Source organism: Rhodococcus sp. 06-1460-1B, from assembly GCF_002258475.1.
Lineage (GTDB): Bacteria > Actinomycetota > Actinomycetes > Mycobacteriales > Mycobacteriaceae > Rhodococcoides > Rhodococcoides fascians.
The window spans coordinates 1-22501 of the sequence record NZ_NOYS01000001.1 but is presented as its reverse complement, the minus strand read 5'-3'; the positions used below and the strand labels follow the sequence as shown (position 1 = coordinate 22501).

Sequence of the window (22501 nt, the reverse complement as noted above, 5' to 3'; positions counted from 1 at the left end):
CGCCGACCCCGAAAGGCCCCGATAGTGCGCTCACACCACCGGGGCCGGTCGATCACAGATTGGACCTGCGATCAATGAACAACGCTAGTACCTCTATCGAACCGGTCGAAGACCACGTCGACCACACCAGCGTCGACCACGCCGGCACGGTATTCATCCACCCTCGAGTGCTGATCGGCGCACTGGCCACTGCCATTGTGCTGACGGTCGGTATCGCCGCAGCGTCCTTCTGGCTGTCCTTCGGAGCGCTCCGGGATCTCGCCACAATGGCCGGCACCGAGTCTGGCCGAGCCTGGGTGATACCCGTAGTCCTCGACGGCGCAATTGTGGCCACCACCGTCACCGCGATTGCTCTGTCACACCACACGGACCCGCGGACGGTACGAGGACGGCGATTCGTCCTCTGCGTTCTTGCTGTCGCAGCCGGCGCATCCATAGCCGGAAACGCTTACCACGCAACGTTGACCTCGACCGTAATGCCGGCTTTCGTCGCCGCGGGCATCGCGACCATCGCCCCGGTCTTCCTGCTCGCCATGACCGAAGTCCTCGCTGTCATCCTCCGAGCTCCACGCGCCAGTCGCGCCGCAGCAACGCCTTTGTCGCAGAACGTGATCGAGAGCGTGCCGAGTCCAGACAGCCCGGGGGAGGTGCAGATCGCGCCTAAAAGCGACAGCAGCGCTCAGCAGCTCAGTGATCTACTCGACGCACATGGTGCACTCAACGACGACGTCTGGGAAACGGTCTACCTCTATCACAAGCATCCCGAGGTACAAGGCAACTTCTCCGCCGTCTCCCGGATGCTCGAGGTGACCACCTCCACAGTCACACGGCGCTACGACAAGCTTGTCCAGCTCCTGATGGAAGTCGCGGAGACGAAAGCGCCGAACCGGGCACTCCACCCCTGCGCCGACCCACAGGACGAAACAGCAACGGACGGCTCATCGATCGGAGTCGCCGAGCCATTGGAAGCACGCATCGGGGGATACGCGGAGGCGACGCGATGACCCGAAAGTCACCACGTTCCGGAACGGGTCGTTCCGGTGACGAAGAATTCGGCCCAGTATCCCGCGGCGTTCGGGTTCTTGGATCGCTCCCTGTTTACCGCCGCCGCCATCGGTTGGCAGTTCCACTTACTCACGCCGGTGGCTTCACACGCGGCCTGTGCACTCCGTTGATTAAGCTCGGACCTGGCCACCTTGAACCAGGCTTTGCCGATCTGAACCCCACCTTGCGCGGCGTCGGCAACGCCAGCGCCCGTGAAGGCCATTGCAGTAGCGATGCACGCCGCCGAAATCGTCGTTAAAATTCTTCTCTGCATGTGTCCTCCGTTTGTTGAGTGCTGTCACCAGCTTTCAAGATTGAGGTGCCCGTGTCTGTCCTCTGACTGAACGATCCACCTGGATCGCACAGTGAGTTCAGCACGGTCCGCACTCCTCGACCAACGCGCGAATCTGAGAAGAAATTGGTTCTGGTCACAGTGAATTTCCGCGATGCACATTCGGGTAGCGCTGAGCGGGAGGGGTGGGCCCGAGACGACGGGCCGCCGCAACAGCGTCGGCGGATGGGCCTCTAGTACCGCGCGAACCGGTACTCGCGCTCTACCTTTTCAACATCTGGGTCTAGCGCCGAGAAGGCTTCCACCTCGGTGCTCACGCGCACTCCGTACCTCGGCCCCACGGAGCGACGCCGCCAGTTCGAGCGCCACCTCACGTGAATGCGCGGCTCGCGCCGGTGCTCGACGATGCGTACGTTCGCCCGTGGCCGCTGCATCCGCAGCCACTGCCAGGTGAGGTCCTCTCGTCCTGGTTGGCCCGGATATGCGAGCTGTATCCGCACATCAGGCCCTCTGACCTTCTTGCCGGCATCGATATCGATTGTGCTGTCGAGGATCTCGACCGCTACACACCTGAGCCGATACTTGCCGAGCTGGCCGGTCGCGGCGCAGTCCCGGTAGAGAGGGTGCGGATGATGACGTTGGCGGGGTGGACACCGTGGCTGCTCGACAGCACCGACCCCGCCGACTGCGACTTCGACACCTACGTCCACCAATTCTCGATCCTGCTACCGGCCGACCTCGCGAGGGAGGATCGACGACGCCGCACACCCACGAGCGAAGCATGGTTGCCGTGGGCGAGCACTCCGCGCAGTCGGGCATGCCCGGCATGTATCGACAGCCTCGAATCCACTGCTGATATCAACATGACTCTGCTGCACCAATATCCGGTGCTGAGCAGCTGCCTCGACCACCGTTGTCGACTCGAACCCTGCTCTGCTTTCCCTGGTCATGCAATCTTCTGGGATCAGGTCCGGTTCGGTTCGGACGAACGGGTCTCGCCCGTTCCGGTTCCCTCAGCGGTCACGGACCTCGATCGGCGCAGCACCGAGGCTCTGACAACGGGATGGGTGGAACTCGGCCCAGGCCGGGTACATGCCGCAGTGTGGTTCCGGCTTCTGCGCACCGTCGTCGACGAAGTGTCCACACCGCTGGTTCGCACCGGACGGTGGGCGACGAGACTCGTTGCGATCTGGAAGGCCGCCGGTCGTTCTCGCCCGCTCCGGACAGCGTGGGTTCCGTTCGAGGACCTGCACTGGGACGAGCAGGGCAAAGTCCTCGGGGCCGCAGCGATCGGCATTGCGATGGTCGAAAGCGGTGAGATCGATGCCGGCGGTGCGCACGCATCTCTGCTGAGCCCACGACCGTATGAGCCGGTCGATCCTGGGACCGCTCCGACGCGCTCGTCTTATCCCGCACCCGAGCGCGATTTGTGGGCTGACGCGCACGCTGCGGCCGAGGCCGCCATCGCGGCAGCGCGCGTCGATCCCGCATCCGCCAGTTCGTTGTACAACTTCCTGCGCTGGGGGTACCGCACCGCAGCGGAGCTGGATGAGACGGTGCAACTGTTCCTCGACCAGGGATCCCGCTGCACCATCCGCCGACATAGCTATCGCCCGATGGAGCGGGGGTCGTCCGCGACGCACGCACGGCGATAGCCGAGAAGCCCGTTTTCGTGGCGGGGTCATAGTCACCAACGTTATTTGTGCGGTGACCGACGAGAATTTTCCTTCCCGCACCGTCTCCGCGGAAACGCCTGCTCAGCGTGCTTTCGGCCTGAGAAGTCTGTCGGGAGGGCCCGCTACAGTCCAGCCATGACAGATCGCCAGCTCGTAGACGGCCCGACCACGATCCCGGCTGTCGTGCCGGGTGCCGCGGCGGTGTTTCCAGACCTACCGCCCGAGGTTGCTGCTCGGATCGAGCGTTCCATGGCCGCGTCCCGCTCGACCGGTACCCGCCGGGCCTACACCTCGGCGTGGCGACGCTTCGAGACCTGGTGCACCGTCGCCGGGCACCACGCGTTGCCGGCGCATCCCGCGACAGTGGCGGCCTACCTCGTCGCCGCGGCCGACACGCTCACCGTCGACGGGACGCGGGCGTACGCGGCCGCGACGTTCGGCAAGTGGATTGCGGCGATCGCCGACCGCCACCGCGCTACCGGACACGACAACCCGTGCGGGCACGAGATGGTGCGCGCCACCCTCGCCGGTATCCGGCGGGACTACGCGTCGGCGGGGGAGCGGCCCCGCAACCCGCGCGCACCGCTGCTGACCTCCGACATCACCACGATCGTCGACCACGCCCGACGCACTACAGCGGGGTGGGCGTCGGAGGTGCTCGAACGCCGCGACACCGCGCTGCTGCTGATGGGATACACCGGCGCATTTCGACGCAGCGAACTCGTAGCGCTGGAATGCCGCGATGTGCGCCGCGACCGTCTCGACGGTGCGCACGTACGGATCCGAAGATCGAAGACCGACCAGGACGGAACCGGCATCGGAACGGTGAAAGCGCTTCCGTTCACCGACTGCCACGAATCCTGCCCGGTCTGCGCGTGGGTGCGATGGCTGCAGATCGTCGCCGCGTTCGACACCGGGGGCAGAGCCGCCGTCATTCGACTGCTTTCTCGCGCAGCACAATTCGACTCCCATCTCTGCCGCGGCACCCTGCCGACCGCCGAGAAACGGTCGCCGCTGTTCCGGTCTGTCCGCAAGAACGGCAACCTCTCCGACACTGTGTTGTCCGGGGCAGCGGTCCATGCGGCGATCCGCCGCCGCGCAGCTCACGCCGGGTACGACCCCGAGACTGTCATGCAGCTCGGCGGCCATTCCCTGCGGGCAGGATTCGTCACCCAAGCCTTCCGTAACGGTGCCGATGCACATGCGATCATGCGCCAGACCGGGCACACCACACCCGCAATGGTCGAGACATATGCCCGCGAGCACGCCCCTCTGGTCGGCAACGCGGTCACCGAACTCGGTCTATGACCGGGCGTGTGACTTCACCCGTGAACGCCGATAGGGCGACCGGGGTAGATGCTGACCACGACGACTGCACCGGTTCGATTCGACCAGCGGATATCACGAACGTGGCGGTGCCGAAGCGGGATCGGCACACGTGGTCACTGTTCGAGGACTGGTGCACCGCCCATGACGAAACACCACTGGCGGCCTCCCCGGATTCACTTGCTCGGTTCCTCTCGGCGCACCCCGCGGCGTCCACGACCCAGCGCCGCCGGATCGCGGTGATCGACGCCGCCCATTCCCGGCACCTGTTACCCCAGCCGGGCCGTGCGGAGGTCGTCCGGGCTGCGCTGGACGTGGCGCGTACGGCGCGCCTGCACGAGCTGGCAGCCGTGATCGGCGGCGTCATCGCGCGCCTCCCCGAATCCGGTTGGCCGTCCGAACTGTTCGCGCGGCGAGACGCCCTCGTCCTGGTCTTTGCCTCGACCGGTCTGCCGTACACCCAGATCGCGGCCCTGCGGCCCTGCGACGTCACCGCCGATCCGAGGATCGATGCCCTTCGTATCGACACAGGCCGCGGCGTTCGCACCGTCACTCCTCTCGCACTGATGGAGACGGGTATCTCGCCGCGGACGGTGTTCCAGCGCTGGTTGGAGGTGCTGGGCCATCACACGCGGTACCCGAACACTCGAATGCTCGCCGACGCTCTCGATGCCGTGGGCGGTACCGGGCTCAGCGGATTCGACCGGTACGTCGATCCGGCCGGTCGACAGCCGCTGTCGACCGCAATCGACCGGTGGGGTCACACCCCGCTGACTGCGACTGCACTTACCGCCCATGCGGTCGCCGACATCGTTCGAGCGCACCTGGACGGACGAGCACCTGTGCACCGACACCATTCGGTGCAGGCACGGCAGCCGAGCACAGATCTCGTACCCAAGCCCGCCTCGGCTTCGCTACTCGACCCCGGCTACTACGAACACGGGACTCGGGCACGCCGAGACGCACACCAGCTACTCGGTGGCGTCGATTCGACGCTCGACGACGTCGAAGAGCGTGCGGATTCACTGTTGAAGCGGCTTCTCGAATTCGTCGAGGCAGAAGTGCCGCCGTGAGGTCGGCCGTTCGTGCCGCGAAGATGGTCCCTGCACCCGTTCAGGCCGCTTCTGTGGCGTGGAGACGCTCGACGAGACCGGGGTGAACCGATCGATCAGATCTCCGCTTGCGTGAACTCGACTGTGTCGCCCTCCGGTGCACCGACATTCCGGGAGCAATCGCCGGAGGGAACTTCGGTTCGGGTGAACCCCTCAGGCTCGGTGTGCGTACACCACAGTGAAGCCCACCGCTGGCGTGGGCACGAGGACAGGACACGTGATGAGCACTTCAAGGTTCCGTATGGCAACGTCGCTGCTCGCGTCGGCGGCGGTGATCGCCCTCGCCGGGTGCGGTTCCACCGAACCCACCGGTTCGGTGGCGGTGTCGAGCACTCCGGTGTCCACGTCGGCGGACGCGAAGGCTGCGACACCCGATGTGGCACCGTCCGAACCCGGACTGGTGGTGTACGCCAGTAACTACTCTGTGAGTGACACGGTCTCTCGGGTACAGCGCGCGCTGGAGACGGCGGGAGCTGTGGCAGCCACTGTGGATTTCGAGAAGTTGGCACAGGGAGCAGGTGAGACGATCCGCCCGACCACCGTGGTGATCGGGGGGAATCCGAAAGCGGCGTCGCCGTTGATCGCCGCGGACCAACGGGCCGCGATCGACCTTCCACAGAAGTACCTGGTCTGGCAGGCCGCCAACGGAACGGTGTTTCTGGCATACAACTCCGCCGAGTACATCGCGACGCTCGCAGGCATCCCGGTCTCGTCCGACGCCCTCGACGGACTCCGGGCCGGCTCGGCATCGACCGCGTCCGATGCGACGGGATCCTCGGCGGCCGCCGCAGAGGGCACCGATGTGTCCGCAGCGCCGGGATACCTGGTCGAGAAGACCAGTGATGCATCGGTTGCAGCGTCCATTGCCCGATACGAGGCAGCGTTCGCGGCCAAGAATCAGCCCACAGTCGCAACCGTCGATCTCGCGTCCGCCGCTGCCGAGACACCTCTGAGGCCCACCATGGTCACCTACGTCGGTAATCCTGCGGTCTCGACTGCGCTGGTCGGAGCGCAGCAGACCATGGGGATCGACCTCCCCGCCCGATACGTGGCGTGGCAGGATGCCGAAGGGATCGTTCACGTGGCTCACCCCGATATCCGTGTACTCGCCGCTCGGCATTCGATCTCGCCGACCAATCCTGTTCTCGACATGGTCGCCGCCGCCACGACCGGTTTCACCGATGCCGCTTCCGGCTCGGGCAGTTAGGTGGACGGTGTCGAATCCGGCTCACAGCACAACCACCAGCTCGTCGATGCGTCCGAAGTCGCCATGTCGGCGCTCTTCCGCGAGCACCAGCACGCAGTGACTCGATTCGTCAGCCGCTACACCCAGACCCGCGAGCAGTGTGAGGACATCGTCCAGGAGACGATGTTGCGCGCGTGGCGCGGGATCGACCGCATCGATGTGACGGCAGCATCGACGCGGTCCTATCTCATGACCATCGCGCGAAACGTACTCACCGATCAGTGGCGGGCGAGCACGAGCAGGCCGACTCTCGTCCACGATCAGATCGCACTCGCCGCCGAGTGCATCGACGACGAATTGGGCGGGGTCCTCGACGGGTGGCTCATAGACGAGTCGCTGCGTCGGTTGTCCGAGGAGCATCGAGCAGTCATCGTGCTCATCTACTACGAGGGTCGAACCGTCTCCGAAGTGGCCGCGCACCTCGATATCGCGGTCGGCACGGTCAAGTCCCGCTCCTATTACGCTGTGCGTGCCCTACGCCGGATCTTCGACGAGTTGGGATTGATTCCATGAGCTCAGCGCACGACGAGATCCGACCACTGCTCGGGGCGTACGTACTCGACGGACTCGAGCGCGACGACCGAGCAGCGGTACGACGACACCTCGACGACTGCCTTGCCTGCCGAACCGAAATCGACGTCCTGGCACCCGTCGCAGGAGTGCTTCGACGTCGCAGGCAGCCAGCAGATCTCTCACCGGTGCACTCGACGGCCGGTGCAGACCAGCGACTCGACCACCTGCTGAGCGCGATGAGGCATCAACGGACCTCCGAGAAGAGGCGGCGGCGAGTGTGGACTGCGGTGTCGGCGACCCTCGTTCTGGGAGTCGCTGCGGCGATCGTCCCGCTCAGTACCCTCGCCCGCTCCGACGATTCGACAACGGTGAACGATGCGGGTGCCCGCCCGCTCGTTCTGTCGAGCACCGTCGGGGCCACAGGTGACCTCGAGCTCACCACGAAAGCCTGGGGCACATCGATCGACGTCGACGTTCAACAACTCCCCGGCGCAGGCATCCTCACTCTGCAAGTGGTCGGCAACGACGGGACTCGACAACAAGCAGCTCAATGGTCGGTCACCGCGAGCCGAGCAGCAGCGGTGACCGGCGCAACGTCCCTTTCTGTCGAGGACATCCACTCGATCGTGATCGACGATCCGGCGGGCAACACGATCGCGCGGGCCTCTCGCTGAGACCGAGTCGTCACGGACACGGGCAGGTTTCGATGCGGTGCCTCGGACAGCGTGTCGGTCGCGTGGCCGCCCGAACGGCTGGACCGCGGTCGAGTGAGATCGGGACGCTGACGACGTACCCCGGATCGACATCCGAGTCCGAACGCGCTGGCTCTGCGTTCGCCGCACCGCATCGGTCCGTCGCTCGTTTTCCGGACTCATTCCAGAAAAGTCGTGCATACTTTCGGTCGGTTCGGTACCCACTGTGGCATATACCAAGGGGGGTATGTAAGTACCCTAGGGGGTATCCGACCTGATCTGGAATCGAAGTCGATGAGAAGACGGGTGCAATAGGCACCACACGGCCTGTCGTGGTTATCTCATAGGTGTGTTCAGGCAGCGGAGTCGTCAAACGCTCAGCAGTGGTCGTCGAGGCGAGCCACCGAGAGCTGGCGTCTACGGCTCACGGTGCGTTTCCCCATGGCCAGCAGTACGTGTGGCGTGGGTCAGCAGTGAGTGCGGCGTATGACAGATGATGACGTGTGGTCCGGAAAGCACGCCCGAGCGCACGATGCCCCGGTCCGCTCACTCAATGCGTCGGTGTTGCGATGGAGGATCGACACTGCACGGTCCATTCCACTGTTCGATCCCGACGACGGCGGCGACGCGGCTCGCTGTCTGGTGCTGTTGGAGTCTCCGGGGCCGAAAACGATACGTCCGGGCGGGACCAACATGTGTTCGTTCGACAATCCAGATCGAACGAACCCCGTGCTGAAATCGGTGTTCGCCGACGCGGGTATCGACCGGGTGCAGTGCGTCAAGTGGAATATTGTGCCGTGGGCAGTGCTCGATGACGCCGGTCATCCGGTATCGCCGACGGCATCCGTTCTCGGTGAGGCGGGCCCATATGTCGGCGAGCTTATGGCCTTGCTGCCGAAACTGGAGGTGGTTTTCGTTCTTGGTGCGAAGGCTCTCGATGGCTACATGCGCGTCATCACTGCATCTGCTCCCACCCGCCTCCTCCCGGTGATAGCGGCACCGCACCCCTCGGCTCGCAACGCACACGCACCGGCGGCTGCTCGCCAGCGGTTGATCAACGCAGCACTGTCGGTCGCAACGCACCTGGAGAAGGCACCTGAACCCCGCACTGTGCTGAGGTAGGGCGGATCGTGCTGCTGCTGCCTCCGACCGGTCAGTCCTGGTGGGGCTGGCGTTCGCCGGTGTCGGTGTCGATGTCGATCACCTCGTCCGGGCTGTCGGGGTGGTACTGGATGATGTGTGGTTCGGCGGCACCCCGGCGTGCACCGTCTCGATATGAGAACCAACATCCCGCGAACAGCACCACTGTCACGATCGCTGCGACGACGGTCCAGCCCTCGAACCCGCCGGCGAGGGCCGTGAGAAAGGCCCCCGCAGCAGCTGTTCCCGCCATCAGCAACAGCCAGGTCAGATAATTTTCGGTGACTCGTGCCCAGACGCGTCCGCGGCTGCCCCGTCTCGGGGTATCGGAAGTCGGTGTGTCTGCATTCGGTGTGTTCATCGTGATCGTGAGTCCTTTCCGGGGTCAGTGGTCGATTGGATCAACGCTGTTCGTTCGGTATCAGCGTTCCGAGTGGGTACTACCCGGCGGTCGGTTCAGCTGGGTTGAAAAAGTTTTCCTTGCACGCTGCCGCGGAGAGTGTGGGCGGCGACTGTGCCCCAGGCTGCGAGCAAGGCCGCATACAGTCCGATTGCAAGGGCCTCGACCGCGGCCGACCCCAGAGCGCCGCCGAGGGCAGTGGCACCGGTGACGCAGGTGCCGATGGGGAAGGTGAACGACCACCAGGTCAGTGAGAATGTCAGTCCCTTCTGGGCGGCATGGATGGTGAGGGCGGTTGCGAGGGTGAACATCAAGACGCCGAAGCCGCCCATCGTCAGTCCGTACAGAATGCCGAACACGTGCAGGCCGGTTGCGACGGAGGCGGTCTCGCCGGTGAACACCAAGGGTGCATCGTTGCCGAGCAGGTTCGCGGCGGTGATCGATTGACCGATCATGCCGAGGGTGATCCACACCGTCGGTGCTGCCTGGACCGGCGGGATTCCGCCGTGGACGAGCCGTCCGTAGATGAGCGTCATGGTCAGCATTCCGATGATCAGTGACAGCCCGAACATCGCGTAGCAACCGGACAGCATGGCCAGGCGCCATTGCCCATCCGCGATATGAGGGAGCAGCAGCGCACCGGTGGAGGCGGACACCATCGGCGGTACGACGGGCATCAACCACGCCGGGAGTGCGACGGCGGTCTGGTGATCGTGGGCGGTGATCATCAGGTAGGGCACGAGAATGCTGGTGATCAGCCCGAGGGCTGTGCCAGCGGTCCACAGGACGGCAAAAATCACGGTTGCGGGCGCCGCTCCGATGACGTCTTTGCCCAGCAGCATCGTCCCGGCACCGACGGTCAGCAGCGCCATGGGGGGTGCGCCGTAGAACTGCACCATCACCGGATGCGCGGCGTGCTCACGCGCATACTGCCGGTGTCGGATCCAGTGCACTGCGAAGGCACCGGAGAGTGTGATCAAGGCGACCGACGCTGCGATCCACACGATCGTTGCGAACACGTGCAGTCCGGGGATGTGGGCGGGCAGGGTGGCGGCGGCGTTGGCGACGATACCGGTGCCCATGACCGAGGCGAACCAGTTGGGGGTGATGTGTTCGAAGATCTGGCTCGGGTGGTCGAGGTCGGAGAGCACCGGCCACTTGCGCGGCCGCTCGGTATCGTCGCCGCGCCGAGACGTGATGGAGGAGCGGTGCAGAGCTGTCGTGGTCATGACTTCCAGCGTCCTCGCACACAGTCGTCACCGGTAGACACCGATTACCTGGCCGGTCCCAACCTCAGGTTATGACTGCGGGGATTTGAGGGCGACGACGAGCAGGTCGCTCGACGGTCCTCGCAGTTCACGGCCCGCGGGCCACACGGCACGCAGGAACCGGCGCAGGTCGAGCCCCTCTGTGTGAACGCGGGCCAGCGTTCCGGCGGCGATCTCGGCGGATACCGCGAGGGAGCTGAGTACGGCCGGTGCGAGGCCGCCGATGACGGCAGCTTTGATGGCAGTGGTGGAGGACACCTCGAGCAGTGGCGCGGCGAGTGGGCCCGCAGTCCGGAGCGCACGTTCGAGCGCGAGACGTGTGCCGGACCCGGGTTCGCGGGTGACCAGCGGTGTCGCGGCCAGTTCGCTCGCCGTGATCGTTCGTCGAGCCCATTGATGATCGGGGGCGACGACGACGACGAGTTCGTCGCGGGCAACGTCCTTCGAGTGGAGTCCGCTGGGCAGATCGGGGCTTTCGACGAATCCGATGTCGGCGCGGCCGTCGAGCACCGATGCGGCTACGTCGACAGAGTTTCCGGAGGTGAGAGTCGGTGTGATGGAAGTGTCGTGGGAGCGCAGTGTGATGAGCCATCGCGGTATGAGGTATTCGGCGATGGTGAGGCTTGCGGCGATACGAATGTGGCTGTGGCGGTCGGTGCGCAGCATTGCGATGCTCGTGGCGAGCTCGGCGGCTTCGGCGATGACGCGCTCGGCCCAGCCGGCGACCAGTTCGCCGGTTGCGGTGAGGGTGGCACCTCGCTGCCCGCGATGCAGGAGTGCTACCCCGATGCGGCTTTCGAGTGCTTTCAGGCGTGCGCTCGCCGCTGGCTGCGACATGTCATGCGCCTCCCCTGCGCGTCCGATGCTTCCCAGCTCGGCGACGGACAGCAATAATTCGTAGCTGATCAGGTCGGTCACATGGGTCGGCAGGGGCACGGTGCCAGCGTAGAGACTGCAGTCGTAGCGGGCGCGGAGCCCACAGGCGCGTTTGCCGGAAAAGTCCCCATTCGATGCTCAATGCTCGCGGGAAGTGGAACGGGGTCGCGGCACTGGATCCCGTGGTTCGTTCACCCTCACTGACGCCACCTGCTTTTATCCAGTTCTCGTCACCCAGGATTGCCTTGGTTCGTGCGAGTTGTTTCGAACTTCACCGGTGCTCTCGCAGCGTGAGCTGGGACAAGGCAGGGGATGAGTCGGACGTAGGCGACCATTCCGATCAGCTCCACCAGTGTCTGCGTCACCACGACCACGGCAGCAAGAGACAGTGCTGGTGGCAGCGCGAGCGCCAGCGGCAGAACGACCAACGAATTTCGGGTGGCACCGGAGAAGATCAAGGCCCGAGCGTCCGGGACGTCCAGGCGGGTCACTCTGGCCGTCGCCCATCCGACAACCGCCATGATGACCAGGAACGCGACGAAGATCGGCACCGCGGCAAACAGCTGGGAGCCTTCGGAGCGGACTGCGTCGATCTGCGACGCCACGACGACGGCAAGAGTGGCCATCATGACCGGCACCATCGCCGCGGCCATCACATCCATGATCTGGGTGCCGATACGCCGACGACGCGCAAGTGCTTGCGTCAGGGCCGCCAACACCAGAGGAACAACGATCAACAGCACGAACGCTTCGACGAACGGTGCAATGTCGATGATCTCCACCAGCTCGGACCCGACGAACAACCACAGGTAGAGCGGCAGGAACGCGATCTGCAACAACATCAACAGCGGCGCGCTCGCGAGGAGCCGTTCCGACGCTGCACCGGCCAACCCACTGAAGACGATGACGTAGTCGATGCAGGGAGCCAACAACACCAACAGCACACCGACGAGTACCGCCTGATCAGCAGCAACGAACCGGGTCAGAGCGAATACGACGATTGGAACGAGCACGAAATTCAGTACTACGACGCTGAGCAAGAATGTGCCGTCGCGCAGCGATGCGCCGATGGCGGAGAACGGAACCGCGAGGAACGTAGCGTAGAGCAACACGATCAGTACCGGATTGATAGCAATCTCGAACGCATGCGCCGACGACGGCGCACCCAAACCGACACCGCCACCGATGAGCAGGGCCAGCAGGTAGAGCGGGATCTGGAACTTCTCCAGCCACGCCACCACCGAGGTGGTGCTCGATATGTTCATGCGGTGCCCACCGCGGTGTTCGCTGAGATCAGCCAGGTGCAGTCCGGATTGCATGGCGTCGGCGCGTCGGGTGTGTCCCCGAGCCGGGCCAGCGCGTCGGTCAAACTCTCACGCAGAGCGGTCAATTGAGCGATCGATTCGTTGGCGTGCGCGATGTGGGACTCGATGGCGGGGCCGAGTTCGGCTTTGACTGCTGCGCAGGAGTCTTTCTCCCAGACACGAAGGAGAAGTTTGATCTCCGGCAGCGACAGGTTCAGGCTCTTGGCGGCGGTGATGAACGCCAAGCGTTGCCGAGCGCGGTCGTCGTAAACGCGGTAACCGTTCGCCGAACGGTCCGCCGGGAGCAGGCCCTCGCTTTCGTAGAACCGTAGCGTGGTCGCCGGGACGCCGGTCGCCGATGACAGCTGTGAAATGCGCAGAGCGGACATGCGCACGAGGATAAACCTTCGAGTCGGGTGGAAGGTCAAATCCTTGACCTTCCACGCAGGTGCTGGGGCTAACGTCGGGCCATGTTCCCAGCGAGACCGCGCCCGGACGTCCGGGCGCTCATCCGTCTAGACCTGACGCCTCTCAGCGAGATGAAGGCCCCGTCGGCGTGCACGCTCTCAACGGCTGACCAACCTGAGGGTATCGAGTTGTGGGCAACGATCCTCACCTGCGCTACCAGCCGCGGACGGTCGACGGCGGACTTGTATTCACCTTCCCGTCACGTAGTGCTCGGAGTCGGAGTGGGTCCGCGATCAGTCGGGTGAGGCTGCCTGAGGGGTCGGTCCGAGCCGGACATTGACCCAGTGTCGGACCGGAGGGATCGACCACATGGTCCACAGTGCGAGGAGCGCAGTGCTGGCGGCAAGAATGCTCGCGGCGACGTCGAGCGGGAAATGTACGCCGAGGTACAGCCGGGAGGCAGCGACGGCGAGCGCGAACAGCACTGATGTCGTGCGGGCCAACCGCCGGACAATTACGTGCGCCCGAGCGGTGAGCAGGACCACAAGCCCGATCATGGCCGCAGCCACCGCTGTATGTCCAGACGGGAACGACCACACGGTGTCGGGAGGAATCAGCCAGAACCGTTGCGGGGGACGGGGTTCGCGGATGCTGTATTTCGCGATTGTCGACACGACGAGGGTAGATGCCATCACTGCCAGGGCCCATGCCGCGTCGACCCGTCGGCCTCTCCACGTGAGCCATGCGGCGATACCGATCGCCACCACGATTCCGACGACCGGTTGTGCGCAGTCCGTGACAAATTCGGCGAGGGCAGTGGCCCAGCCGGCGCGATGAAGGGCGATACGGTCGTGGAACCGCAGACCCGCCTCTGTCACAGCAGTGGTGGAGGCGAGAGTGCCGGCGGCGAGCAGTGCGGCAAATGCGAGCAGAGCGGCGGCAAACGGCCGAATCCACGGACGAGCAGGAAACATAGGTGACTTTCCTTGGTTGGGTTGCGTGGGATGGACGGTGGGGTGCCAGGTGCGGCGACGACCGGTGGCGAGTAGGGCGGCCACTGCGATGACCTGGATTGCGGGAACGACGGTGAGCGACGCGGGAATCGAATGTCGTAGAGCAGATCGGTTTTCGGCTGGGGAACGGATGGCTTTGCCGCTCCGTTCGTCGATCACGAGAACGCAGACGCGCCAGTGCGCCGGCGATCCAGAGGAAGTGCACGGCGATGACGGGGTGGGCGTAACCGGAAACGTCGACGCCCAGAAGCGGCGGCTTGGTGTATGCCACCGGGCCGGAGACCGAGCGCACCATCAGCGCTGCGACCTCGTCGGATGCGGTGACCACACCCCGACGACGAAGGCGGTAGCCCCCCGCGAGGCGAGGGGGCCGGTGATCGAGCGGGCACCTTCGTAGACGAAGTCCGCGAGCATGCTGACCGTCCCGAACGCGACAACGAACCGACACGCCCCCCATCGATGGTCGTGGCGGTTCGGTGGATTTCTTTCTGGAAGCGCGCGGCGGGAACCCGGTGCGGCGGATGGGTCACCGGCGTGTTTGGGCTGCGTCACTATGCTGCCTATCGGTAGCGGGGACGAGGAGGACCGGGCGGTGGGCGTGGCGGGCGAGTGTCGCGGACACCGATTCGCCGACGGCCCTCTCCACCAGTGACATCATCCCGCCGCGGGTGGTACCGATGATGATCATCAGGGCGTCGTTGGCGTCGGCGATCGTGGTCAACAGTCGAGCCGGGTTGCCCCGCCTCGAGTAGAACGCCCAGTTCCCGGGGATGGCGGCCAGCATCGCGCATGCCTCGCGGCGCTCTTGTTCGACAGCGTCGGCGATGCGTTGTTCCCAGTCGTCGCTGTCCGGGTCGATCGGCAGGTCATCGGTGTCGACGATGTGCGCTACATGCAGGAACGCGTTCAGTCGACCGGCAAGGTCCATCGCGTAGGTCAAGGCAGCGTGGCTTGCTGGGTGCCGGTCGAACCCCACGACCAGGTGGCACACCGGTTCTACCGAGGCGGCGGGGCCGTCCACCTGTAGCGGAGCGCGCCAGTCCCCTAGGTCGTCGCAGGAGGCGTGGCTGGGATCGTCCTCGGTCATTGTTTTCTCCTCATATTGTTTTCTCCTCATACGGAAGCCAGGACGAGACCGGCACCGCCGGCGACGACAGTCACCAGCAGGGTGCCGACCGCGTTCAACACGCCAGCGATGTACTTCTGACGTTGGATCAGCCGCACCGTCTCGAAACTGGCGGTGCTGAAGGTGGTGTACCCGCCGCAGAAACCGATGCCCACGATCAGCTGAAGTTCCTGGGGTAGTCCGTGGAAAAGGATCAGTCCGGTGACGAATCCGAGGAGCAGTGATCCGGTCACGTTGATGATCGCTGTCGCCCAGGGAAAATCCGACGCCCGGCGGTGCCTGATGGCCCCGTCGAGCACAAAACGGACGATCGCCCCTGCACTGCCCGCGCAGGCGATCCAGAGTGTCGTCATTGTGTTGCCTCCGCGGGCCGTGTCCGCAGTCGCGCGGCGATCGCGATTCCGGCGGTGGTGGCGACCAGACCCACCAGTACGGTGCCGGCCGCGTAGCTGCCGGCGGCCCACCACTGATGGCTGCGCAGAAACAGATCGGTATCGACGGCCAGTGTGCTGTAGGTAGTGAACGAACCGAGCATCCCGGTGCCCACCAACAGCCGGACCCGCTGCCGCCACCCTGTGTCCGGGCCCAGGCGAGCCAATCCCTCCAGCAGCATTCCGAGCAGGAACGCCCCGACGATGTTGATAGCGAAGGTCGTCACCGGCCAGCCACTCGCGGCAGAGGAACACCACAGTCCGAGTTGGTATCGGAGCGGGGCCCCGACCAATCCACCGACACCGACGGCGGCGATCGCGGACGCTCGCGCATGCAGCGGGCTTGGGGGCGCACTGTCGGGATCGACCGGTAGGGTCGGATTCGGGTCGTGATGGCCGTTCATGGACAGACTCCTTCCACTCAGGGAAAGGAGCCATCAGCCCCAGGGTTGGGGCGGTTCAGACAACCCCCTACGGGGCGGTCTCGGCGGAGATCCATCGCCGGACACCACTATAGCCTGACCAGGGATCGACCCAAGCAGATCCGATGTACGTTCGAGATTCTCGGTCAGCAGGCCGAGGTGTCTATGTGCCAGCGCTGCAGCTCAACAACCGAACCCGGTTGTTGAGCTCGACTAACGGCCACGACGGCACCGGCCACGACGGCACCGGCCGTGCAACGGGTCGGATTGGACACCTGTGTTCGCGTATCAAGCCCGGTATTCCCGATCCGCCGACCACCGCGATCTTCTCAACACGGGTACGTGGCACACGGCGTCACCAAGACGCTGAACATTTCGCCGAACACAGCATTGTCGTCGAACTCAGAGCGGGCACCAGGCTCGGAACCGAGGTTCATTGCCACGCCGCATCGACACGCAGTCGACTAGACCACACTCGAACATGAACTGCGCCACCCAATTTAACCCCACTGCAGTAGGTCGAGAGTGAATCGGGATACTTCGAATCGAACGCATAGAACGTCTGGCGCACAAGCGCACTCAACATACCGGTGACGAGCTACGTCAAAGTCAAAGACTCCAAGGGAACACACACGACGTGTCGAGGGCAATCATGTTCACTGGTAGATCGAGGACTTTTCGATCACAGAAGCTGTTCTATATGGTGGTTGTACGCGTAGCTCGGCGGGATGAATGCTACTGACCGGCGCTCCCGTGTGGTGGGTAAGTGCAGTCGTCTTCTGAACTAGTGCAGTCGTCTTCTGAAACTGACACGGCCGATCGAGCGACCAGCCGCCGCATGGTGCCAAAAACGTAGGCTAAACCCTGGCGTGTCAGAACCAAGGAGTAGATGAGTTGTGGCACAGTTGACCGCTGTGGGCCACAAATACGGGTACGCCAGGGTCTCGACCGCCGAACAGAACCTCGATCTACAGAGCGACGCGCTGAGAGCTTCCGGTTGCGAACGTATCTTCACCGACACTGCGAGCGGGTCCACCACCACCCGCCCAGCGTTGACCGAACTGCTCGACATTCTCCTGCCCGGTGACGTGCTCACCGTCTGGCGACTCGACCGGCTCGGCCGTAACCTTCCCCATCTCATCGAGCTCATCGCAGACCTCAAGGCCAGGGGAGTGGCGTTCGCATCGGTCACCGAACAGATCGATACCACCACCGCCGGTGGAGAACTCATCTTCCACATCTTTGGTGCACTCGCCAGCTTCGAGCGACAACTTCTCCGCGAACGCACACACGCAGGCCTCGCCGCAGCCCGCGAGCGAGGAAAAATCGGCGGACGCCCACCGGCCCTCACCGTCACCAAGAAGCGAGAGGCAACACGAATGCGCAACCAGGGCAGAACTATTGGCGATATCGCTGATGTGCTCGGAGTCAGCAAGCGCACTTTGTACAGGCACTTCTCCCCGGTAACGGCTCAAGCGCCCAACGCCACTGGGGCGCTATGAGTGCAAAAGTTCGGGTGTTGTTTGCCCGCGGCGAAACCGACGACTATAGAGCCATAACAACTTTCGAGCTCAAGTCGACCCATGACCTCTACTGGTTCAATGCAGAAGGCTCCCTCGACCGGCCCGCGGCATTGCTCCCGGCCGGCTCCCCAACCATCACTCTGACCGCTCCCGAAGGCTGGGAATCGATGAAGGCGGTCAGGACTAAGCACTCCTACCATGCATCCGGGCGCATGCACGTCGAACCACAGGAAGGCAGCCGCGCGGCAGCGATAGGAGACGTCCTGCTCGCGAAACCAGGCGAGATCGTCGGTCCCGCTCTGTTGCAATACATGATCACCAAACCGCCTGCGCAATATGCGCCGTACACCAAATCCCCCGAGCGCGGGGGTGCCAACGTCATCCTTATCCGGGTGCCTGAAGAAGGTTGGCACGAGCGTATGTACCTGGAGATGTATCTAACGCCGTCGGGGCAGTTTAACTTTCCCCCAACGTATTTGAAGCTTCCCGGCCGACCCGAAGTTGCTTTCGACGCGCGAACCTTGGATGTCGATCAGGATCGCCTCATCGCCATTCGATGTGCTCACTTCCCGATGCCCAGGCACGTTGATCGGGCCGCACGGGCGGTCGGATGGGTAGTCCTACCAGGGCCTGAGTTTCTATCAGCTTCGTCGTCGGGCACCGGATTGCCGCCTACTGCTGAAAGCTAAGCAACACAGTTGTGTCGATGACAAGCTCCCGTTGGGATCGCAGTTCAGCGGCGTGCAGCGTGACAAAGATGTGCCGGCCGCAGCGCACTGCGGCCGGCACATCTGGTAGGCAGTTGATTCGTCAGCGGTACTGGACGTGGCTAGACGTCACCAGCCGCCACCGCCTTTACCGGAATATTCGTTGGTCGGCAACAGAACGGTCGGATCCCCATTCTCGGCTCCGAACAGCCATTCCCGGTTGAGGCAACGAGAATTGGCGTACGTCACGTAGTTTGCATCATTCAGGGGATACCGCCACGTCTCGAGGTCGTACGTGGAGCCTGTCCACTTGTCGACCGCATAGTGCTGGTGGCATTCGAGCTGCTGCCAGATGGAGTCCGCGAGGTCCCCGTACAACCCAGGAACGCACGACTGAATCTGATGCCACATCGAGACCGTGGTGTTTCGGTTCTGCGCAAGACCGTTCTTTCGGGCGGAGTCGGTCGGCGTCACCACGATGTAAAAGTTCGAGTCCGTCCCCTCCTTGGGCTTGACGTCGATGCTCTTCACGTAGGTATTCGCCCCGCAGTTCTGAACCTCGGGGATCTCGGCCGCAGCGAGGGGCGGCGATACAGCACCGACCCCCAGGGCTACGAGGAGGATGAAAAAGGGCGCAAGAAATCGCCTGACGAGAGGCTTCATGGGTCTGGATACCTTTCAGCAGAGACGGAGACCTGCCGGGCAGCATTTGCCGCCCGGCGGGCCTTGTTACCAACCCCCGGTTCTGGCCGACTCCCATGTGCTCCAACAGATTCGCGGTCCGTTGGTGGGCAGTTTGGTCGTTCCGGAGAAGGTCTATCATTCCATCCAGAAGCAATCGGTATGTTACGTGCGGGTTACAAAGTTACGGGCACGTGAGCGGCCACGTCCACGCCCCTGTTTTCAGGGTGTTCAGCCATCAGGTCTTGCCAAAATCCCATGTAATCGGCGTAAGATTCACGGTTGTTCGACGCTCTGCGTCTTACATTGGTGCCGCATTCCAGCGGGACTGTTACCAACGCCCTGGTGGTCGCGTGCCGACCCCCCGGACTCGAAGACCCCCTGGTTCGCGGCCGGGGGGCCTTTTTTGTTCACGCAGACCGTAAATCCTGGCCTTGACGCAGCATTGCCCTCGTCTACTTGGGGGACACGTTCGCGTCTCATGCTCCACCACAACGCACAGGTGGGTCCTTGGGCGAGTGTCGACGAGAAGAAACTTTCGTACATCGACCTGCTGTTTGGCTCGTGAGCCGACAGAAAAGGTAGAGCGCTGTTCATCCCGAACGGCGTGAAGGACGAAGGAGTACCAGATGATTCCGAGAACGATCTCAGACGACGTCCTCGAACGCGCGATCCATACCGCCCTGGCCCAGCAGCTGGCAACCCATGCCGGCAGCCTCAACACCAACTGGGGCACTATCTACCGCGAACTCGACAACGAGCGCTTGCGCAGGGCCGGCCTCACCGTATGGCCGGAACCGCGCACGCGAGCGTAGAAGGTGGCTCGCTCGGCCGGGCCGAGTAGGTCCGCTCCGAGCTTCGGCCCCGACTGCACCTACTCGGCCCGGCCGAGTCACCATCACTGCACGCACGTCAAAAAAGCTCATCGCCTGACGCTGCAGACTCGGAATCACCAGGCGGCCAACGATTCGAGTTCGGGAGGCCTGCGAAAAGTTCGGCGAACTGCACGCCAGATTCCTCTGCGGCCGTGTCCGCTGTCCTGTCCTTCGCTGGCCTGTTGTCGGCCGGCGCGTACTGAGGAGTGAGCAGGTACAGCCGTCGCCGGGTAGTGCCGTAGCCTCCACCGAGTTTGGGCGCGTCGACGTATTCCTCTTCCATCGATGCCATACCCAGATTGACCAGCTGATTCAACCCACTCAAGCGGGTGTTCTCACTGAACCCATGAGCGTCTCGGAACGCTCTGTCCGAGAACCACACCGGCCGCGGTTTCGACGGGATGTACCGCGAGAGCAGAATGACGTACATCGCCAGCCCTGGCCCGTCGAGGTCTCCGATTCGGCCAGTCGTCCACAACGCAGGAGGGACCCGGAAGTACAGATCGCCGTCCGACCCCTTGGGCCTGGAATACGACTCCTTGGTTCCCAGCTCGCTCAACACCTCAACCGTCGGTGAATACCCGGCACTTCCCGGTGTCAGCACGATGTGTTTGCGCTCCGCGAGCACCTTCAAATTCTGGTTCACCGACCGAGTCGCCGCACGACTCCGAGGATCATCGAGGGCAAGCATGTCTGCCCACCAGCTGGCCGCATGGCTCACGGTGAACGGTGGTCGCGCCGCCACCCACAAGGCAGTGAGCAGCAGTGCAAGCCGCTGCTTACCGCCCCGCCCACCCGAGGACCGCTGACTGCTCATCAGCGCTGAGAGTGGCGATTGCCCCGACTGGCTGGACGCGAGCACGAAACCACGTCGAACAGGAGCCCCGAGTCGTCGGTTCGGGTCGACGAGCAACCGATTCGCCTCCGACAACCGATGCCGAGATGCCACCGAGGTCCACCTCCTTTTCGACGTCGACAACCGCGATAATGGTGATGTAATACTATCGCACCGCTCAATAAAGGGGGGTCCAACCGCTCGATAGGTACCCCAGTCCCCGAATCGGCCTTGTCAACGAGCGCGCCCGACCGATAACGTGGTTCTCGCAACGTCGCTCCGTCAATGGCGGAACGGTCGCACCGCTCAGGCTTCGGAGCTGGGTCTGTGACCGGACGGTGCCGAGGCCCGACACTGAGGACCGGCTCCCGATATGGGATCGGGTAGGCCGCCCTCGTGTCGGGTTTCCTCGTTCTACGGCATCCCGCTGACTGCCATCAGCGCGACGCGGGTCCGACCGTGATCACCTCCTGGCCTTCTGGATCAACGCGCAGGCGACCGACAGTCCAGCTGCCGCCGCAGTCATCACCGCCACGAGAAGACCGCCGCTTCCAGTCGCTGCGACCAGGTCAGCGACAAGCCTGAGCCACAGCACCGCTGCCTCGAACCTCTCGACAGACTCCGGCGACAACGAGGTCGCCCAACGACGCCACCCAGCCGCGATCCACTCGACAGCAGCATCGGCAGCCCTCGCAAAGGCATGAAAGCCCTGGTGGAGACATGTAGCAGCCCACAGCAGCATGGCCGCAATCAGCACGACAACTTCATCTAAGTTAAACCCTTTGAAATTCATTTCTTTTCCTTTTTCTGGTTAATGTTTTGTTTGAATCACCTTCTCTGAGCGTCCGAAAATGGCACAGCTGACCCCTTCGCTCCTTTCTTGAATGACGCGTGGTGGCTCGTTCGCTCGAATACTCGAAAGGGACACTATTCGATCGCGGCACCGAAGTCAACACCGGCTATATGATGCGTAACGCCAGGTCATGCATCATTTGGGCCTGAAATCTAAATCCAAAATTGAGACGCTGTGTAAAGCCGAAAAGTTAATTAGATAAACTCCGCAAACGATCTTTAGTAATACCCGAATCGAAGTATTACCTTTTCTTATCTGGCGCACGCTGATGGTCTTGCAGGCACGCCGGGGATGGACGGGCTACCGCGATACCGAGCGTGGCCGGTCTCCGTCGCTCCCGCACAGGCACCCCGCGAGATCCTTAGGTCGGAGGTGGTCGCCCGCAGCCGGTGACGCCGACGAGTGTGTGGGTGTTTCCGCCTGCCGGGCGGTTCCGGCCGCCCTGCGGGCGTCCCCCGAGCCGAGCTCCGCTGCGCTCCGCACCGCGAAAGAGCATTCGATTTCTTGTCGCACATCTGGCTCCCGGCGATACTGCATCACCCGGGCCCGCCGCCTCAACCCCTCGCTCCGCTGCGCTACGGCCGAAGGCTCCGAACACTTTTCGTCTCGCACTCGCTGCGCTCCCACGAAAACTGTTCAGCCGCGGCGTTGCCCCGTCGTTCCCGTGCGCTGCTGTCTCTCCTCACGCCAGATGACGGCGACAAGAAATTGGCAGAGCAGGCCGGGGGACCGGTCACG

General features: G+C 63.8%; 24 protein-coding genes. 11 read left to right on the top strand and 13 right to left on the bottom strand.

The genetic code is table 11. The features are described 5' to 3' along the window. Window positions 1-74: 74 nt before the first annotated feature. Window positions 75-1004, top strand: coding sequence for a DUF2637 domain-containing protein (locus CH268_RS00125; RefSeq protein WP_094661811.1), 930 nt, complete (start codon window positions 75-77; stop codon window positions 1002-1004). Between the two features lie 8 nt (window positions 1005-1012). On the opposite strand, the gene CH268_RS00120 is transcribed toward CH268_RS00125, so the two are convergent. Continuing rightward, entirely contained in the window at window positions 1013-1318 is a 306-nt protein-coding gene (locus CH268_RS00120) for a hypothetical protein (RefSeq protein WP_141215051.1), read from the bottom strand. 392 nt (window positions 1319-1710) lie between these two features. Here CH268_RS00120 and CH268_RS00115 point away from each other — a divergent pair, with 392 nt between their 5' ends. From CH268_RS00115 to CH268_RS00085, 7 genes are all read left to right on the top strand, one after another. Continuing rightward, window positions 1711-2991: a TniQ family protein gene (locus tag CH268_RS00115; protein ID WP_255182249.1), complete on the top strand. Its 1281-nt coding sequence runs from the start codon at window positions 1711-1713 to the stop codon at window positions 2989-2991. Between the two features lie 156 nt (window positions 2992-3147). Then, on the top strand, window positions 3148-4320 hold the full coding sequence (locus CH268_RS00110; RefSeq protein ID WP_027494235.1) for a site-specific integrase: 1173 nt from the start codon (window positions 3148-3150) through the stop codon (window positions 4318-4320). Window positions 4321-4421: 101 nt separating this feature from the next. Then, window positions 4422-5411, top strand: coding sequence for a hypothetical protein (locus tag CH268_RS00105; protein ID WP_052059180.1), 990 nt, complete (start codon window positions 4422-4424; stop codon window positions 5409-5411). Window positions 5412-5670: 259 nt separating this feature from the next. After that, a complete protein-coding gene (locus tag CH268_RS00100) occupies window positions 5671-6657 on the top strand; it encodes a DUF302 domain-containing protein (RefSeq protein WP_080729192.1) in 987 nt (328 codons plus the stop codon). Continuing rightward, window positions 6658-7209: a sigma-70 family RNA polymerase sigma factor gene (locus CH268_RS00095; RefSeq protein ID WP_027494238.1), complete on the top strand. Its 552-nt coding sequence runs from the start codon at window positions 6658-6660 to the stop codon at window positions 7207-7209. Continuing rightward, window positions 7206-7883 (top strand): zf-HC2 domain-containing protein, encoded by a 678-nt coding sequence (locus tag CH268_RS00090; protein ID WP_027494239.1) that lies wholly within the window; start codon window positions 7206-7208, stop codon window positions 7881-7883. Before CH268_RS00095 ends, CH268_RS00090 begins: the two co-directional genes overlap by 4 nt. Window positions 7884-8387: 504 nt before the next feature. Beyond that, window positions 8388-9023, top strand: coding sequence for a uracil-DNA glycosylase (locus CH268_RS00085; protein ID WP_051364861.1), 636 nt, complete (start codon window positions 8388-8390; stop codon window positions 9021-9023). A 31-nt stretch (window positions 9024-9054) separates the two neighbouring features. Here the strand turns inward: CH268_RS00085 and CH268_RS00080 are convergent, their stop codons facing one another. The 9 genes from CH268_RS00080 to CH268_RS00035 form a co-directional block, all read right to left on the bottom strand. After that, window positions 9055-9402 carry a hypothetical protein gene (locus CH268_RS00080; protein ID WP_051364864.1) on the bottom strand — a complete coding sequence of 116 codons (348 nt, stop codon included), beginning with the start codon at window positions 9400-9402 and terminating at the stop codon, window positions 9055-9057. Window positions 9403-9497: 95 nt separating this feature from the next. Then, a complete protein-coding gene (locus CH268_RS00075) occupies window positions 9498-10670 on the bottom strand; it encodes a TDT family transporter (protein ID WP_080729195.1) in 1173 nt (390 codons plus the stop codon). Window positions 10671-10739: 69 nt separating this feature from the next. Continuing rightward, window positions 10740-11645 (bottom strand): LysR family transcriptional regulator, encoded by a 906-nt coding sequence (locus CH268_RS00070; RefSeq protein WP_230074817.1) that lies wholly within the window; start codon window positions 11643-11645, stop codon window positions 10740-10742. 170 nt (window positions 11646-11815) lie between these two features. Further along, entirely contained in the window at window positions 11816-12850 is a 1035-nt protein-coding gene (locus CH268_RS00065) for an arsenic resistance protein (protein ID WP_051364866.1), read from the bottom strand. Beyond that, the gene (locus tag CH268_RS00060) at window positions 12847-13278 is read right to left on the bottom strand and encodes a MerR family transcriptional regulator (protein WP_027494242.1); all 432 of its coding nucleotides are present in this window, start codon (window positions 13276-13278) and stop codon (window positions 12847-12849) included. Before CH268_RS00060 ends, CH268_RS00065 begins: the two co-directional genes overlap by 4 nt. A gap of 312 nt (window positions 13279-13590) precedes the next feature. After that, window positions 13591-14469 carry a phosphatase PAP2 family protein gene (locus tag CH268_RS00055; protein ID WP_051364869.1) on the bottom strand — a complete coding sequence of 293 codons (879 nt, stop codon included), beginning with the start codon at window positions 14467-14469 and terminating at the stop codon, window positions 13591-13593. Window positions 14470-14836: 367 nt separating this feature from the next. Next, window positions 14837-15397 (bottom strand): universal stress protein, encoded by a 561-nt coding sequence (locus CH268_RS00045; protein ID WP_027494243.1) that lies wholly within the window; start codon window positions 15395-15397, stop codon window positions 14837-14839. Between the two features lie 26 nt (window positions 15398-15423). Then, on the bottom strand, window positions 15424-15789 hold the full coding sequence (crcB, locus tag CH268_RS00040) for a fluoride efflux transporter CrcB (RefSeq protein WP_027494244.1): 366 nt from the start codon (window positions 15787-15789) through the stop codon (window positions 15424-15426). Then, complete coding sequence (locus CH268_RS00035) at window positions 15786-16271, bottom strand: fluoride efflux transporter FluC (RefSeq protein WP_027494245.1); 486 nt, start codon at window positions 16269-16271, stop codon at window positions 15786-15788. The genes crcB and CH268_RS00035 overlap by 4 nt, the downstream gene beginning before the upstream one ends. Before the next feature lie 914 nt (window positions 16272-17185). Here CH268_RS00035 and CH268_RS00030 point away from each other — a divergent pair. Together CH268_RS00030 and CH268_RS00025 are read left to right on the top strand one after the other, a co-directional pair. After that, on the top strand, window positions 17186-17791 hold the full coding sequence (locus tag CH268_RS00030; RefSeq protein ID WP_255182248.1) for a recombinase family protein: 606 nt from the start codon (window positions 17186-17188) through the stop codon (window positions 17789-17791). Continuing rightward, window positions 17788-18501, top strand: coding sequence for a hypothetical protein (locus CH268_RS00025; RefSeq protein ID WP_094661805.1), 714 nt, complete (start codon window positions 17788-17790; stop codon window positions 18499-18501). Before CH268_RS00030 ends, CH268_RS00025 begins: the two co-directional genes overlap by 4 nt. A 147-nt stretch (window positions 18502-18648) precedes the next feature. On the opposite strand, the gene CH268_RS00020 is transcribed toward CH268_RS00025, so the two are convergent. Continuing rightward, window positions 18649-19182 carry a DUF2599 domain-containing protein gene (locus CH268_RS00020; RefSeq protein WP_094661803.1) on the bottom strand — a complete coding sequence of 178 codons (534 nt, stop codon included), beginning with the start codon at window positions 19180-19182 and terminating at the stop codon, window positions 18649-18651. Between the two features lie 647 nt (window positions 19183-19829). Between CH268_RS00020 and CH268_RS00015 the strand changes: the two genes are divergently transcribed. Then, entirely contained in the window at window positions 19830-20015 is a 186-nt protein-coding gene (locus CH268_RS00015) for a hypothetical protein (RefSeq protein WP_094661801.1), read from the top strand. 97 nt (window positions 20016-20112) lie between these two features. Here the strand turns inward: CH268_RS00015 and CH268_RS00010 are convergent, their stop codons facing one another. After that, window positions 20113-20892: a hypothetical protein gene (locus CH268_RS00010; protein WP_141215050.1), complete on the bottom strand. Its 780-nt coding sequence runs from the start codon at window positions 20890-20892 to the stop codon at window positions 20113-20115. 481 nt (window positions 20893-21373) lie between these two features. Further along, window positions 21374-21703 carry a hypothetical protein gene (locus tag CH268_RS00005; protein WP_094661797.1) on the bottom strand — a complete coding sequence of 110 codons (330 nt, stop codon included), beginning with the start codon at window positions 21701-21703 and terminating at the stop codon, window positions 21374-21376. Between the last annotated feature and the right edge of the window lie 798 nt (window positions 21704-22501).

Coding starts and splice junctions, on each gene's coding strand:
- crcB (WP_027494244.1), bottom strand. CDS start 15,789: ATGACGACACTCTGGATCGCCTGCGCGGGCAGTGCAGGGGCGATCGTC.
- CH268_RS00080 (WP_051364864.1), bottom strand. CDS start 9,402: ATGAACACACCGAATGCAGACACACCGACTTCCGATACCCCGAGACGG.
- CH268_RS00090 (WP_027494239.1), top strand. CDS start 7,206: ATGAGCTCAGCGCACGACGAGATCCGACCACTGCTCGGGGCGTACGTA.
- CH268_RS00060 (WP_027494242.1), bottom strand. CDS start 13,278: ATGTCCGCTCTGCGCATTTCACAGCTGTCATCGGCGACCGGCGTCCCG.
- CH268_RS00025 (WP_094661805.1), top strand. CDS start 17,788: ATGAGTGCAAAAGTTCGGGTGTTGTTTGCCCGCGGCGAAACCGACGAC.
- CH268_RS00045 (WP_027494243.1), bottom strand. CDS start 15,397: ATGACCGAGGACGATCCCAGCCACGCCTCCTGCGACGACCTAGGGGAC.
- CH268_RS00110 (WP_027494235.1), top strand. CDS start 3,148: ATGACAGATCGCCAGCTCGTAGACGGCCCGACCACGATCCCGGCTGTC.
- CH268_RS00010 (WP_141215050.1), bottom strand. CDS start 20,892: ATGAGCAGTCAGCGGTCCTCGGGTGGGCGGGGCGGTAAGCAGCGGCTT.
- CH268_RS00085 (WP_051364861.1), top strand. CDS start 8,388: ATGACAGATGATGACGTGTGGTCCGGAAAGCACGCCCGAGCGCACGAT.
- CH268_RS00020 (WP_094661803.1), bottom strand. CDS start 19,182: ATGAAGCCTCTCGTCAGGCGATTTCTTGCGCCCTTTTTCATCCTCCTC.
- CH268_RS00075 (WP_080729195.1), bottom strand. CDS start 10,670: ATGACCACGACAGCTCTGCACCGCTCCTCCATCACGTCTCGGCGCGGC.
- CH268_RS00005 (WP_094661797.1), bottom strand. CDS start 21,703: ATGAATTTCAAAGGGTTTAACTTAGATGAAGTTGTCGTGCTGATTGCG.
- CH268_RS00035 (WP_027494245.1), bottom strand. CDS start 16,271: ATGAACGGCCATCACGACCCGAATCCGACCCTACCGGTCGATCCCGAC.
- CH268_RS00120 (WP_141215051.1), bottom strand. CDS start 1,318: ATGCAGAGAAGAATTTTAACGACGATTTCGGCGGCGTGCATCGCTACT.
- CH268_RS00125 (WP_094661811.1), top strand. CDS start 75: ATGAACAACGCTAGTACCTCTATCGAACCGGTCGAAGACCACGTCGAC.
- CH268_RS00065 (WP_051364866.1), bottom strand. CDS start 12,850: ATGAACATATCGAGCACCACCTCGGTGGTGGCGTGGCTGGAGAAGTTC.
- CH268_RS00015 (WP_094661801.1), top strand. CDS start 19,830: ATGATTCCGAGAACGATCTCAGACGACGTCCTCGAACGCGCGATCCAT.
- CH268_RS00100 (WP_080729192.1), top strand. CDS start 5,671: ATGAGCACTTCAAGGTTCCGTATGGCAACGTCGCTGCTCGCGTCGGCG.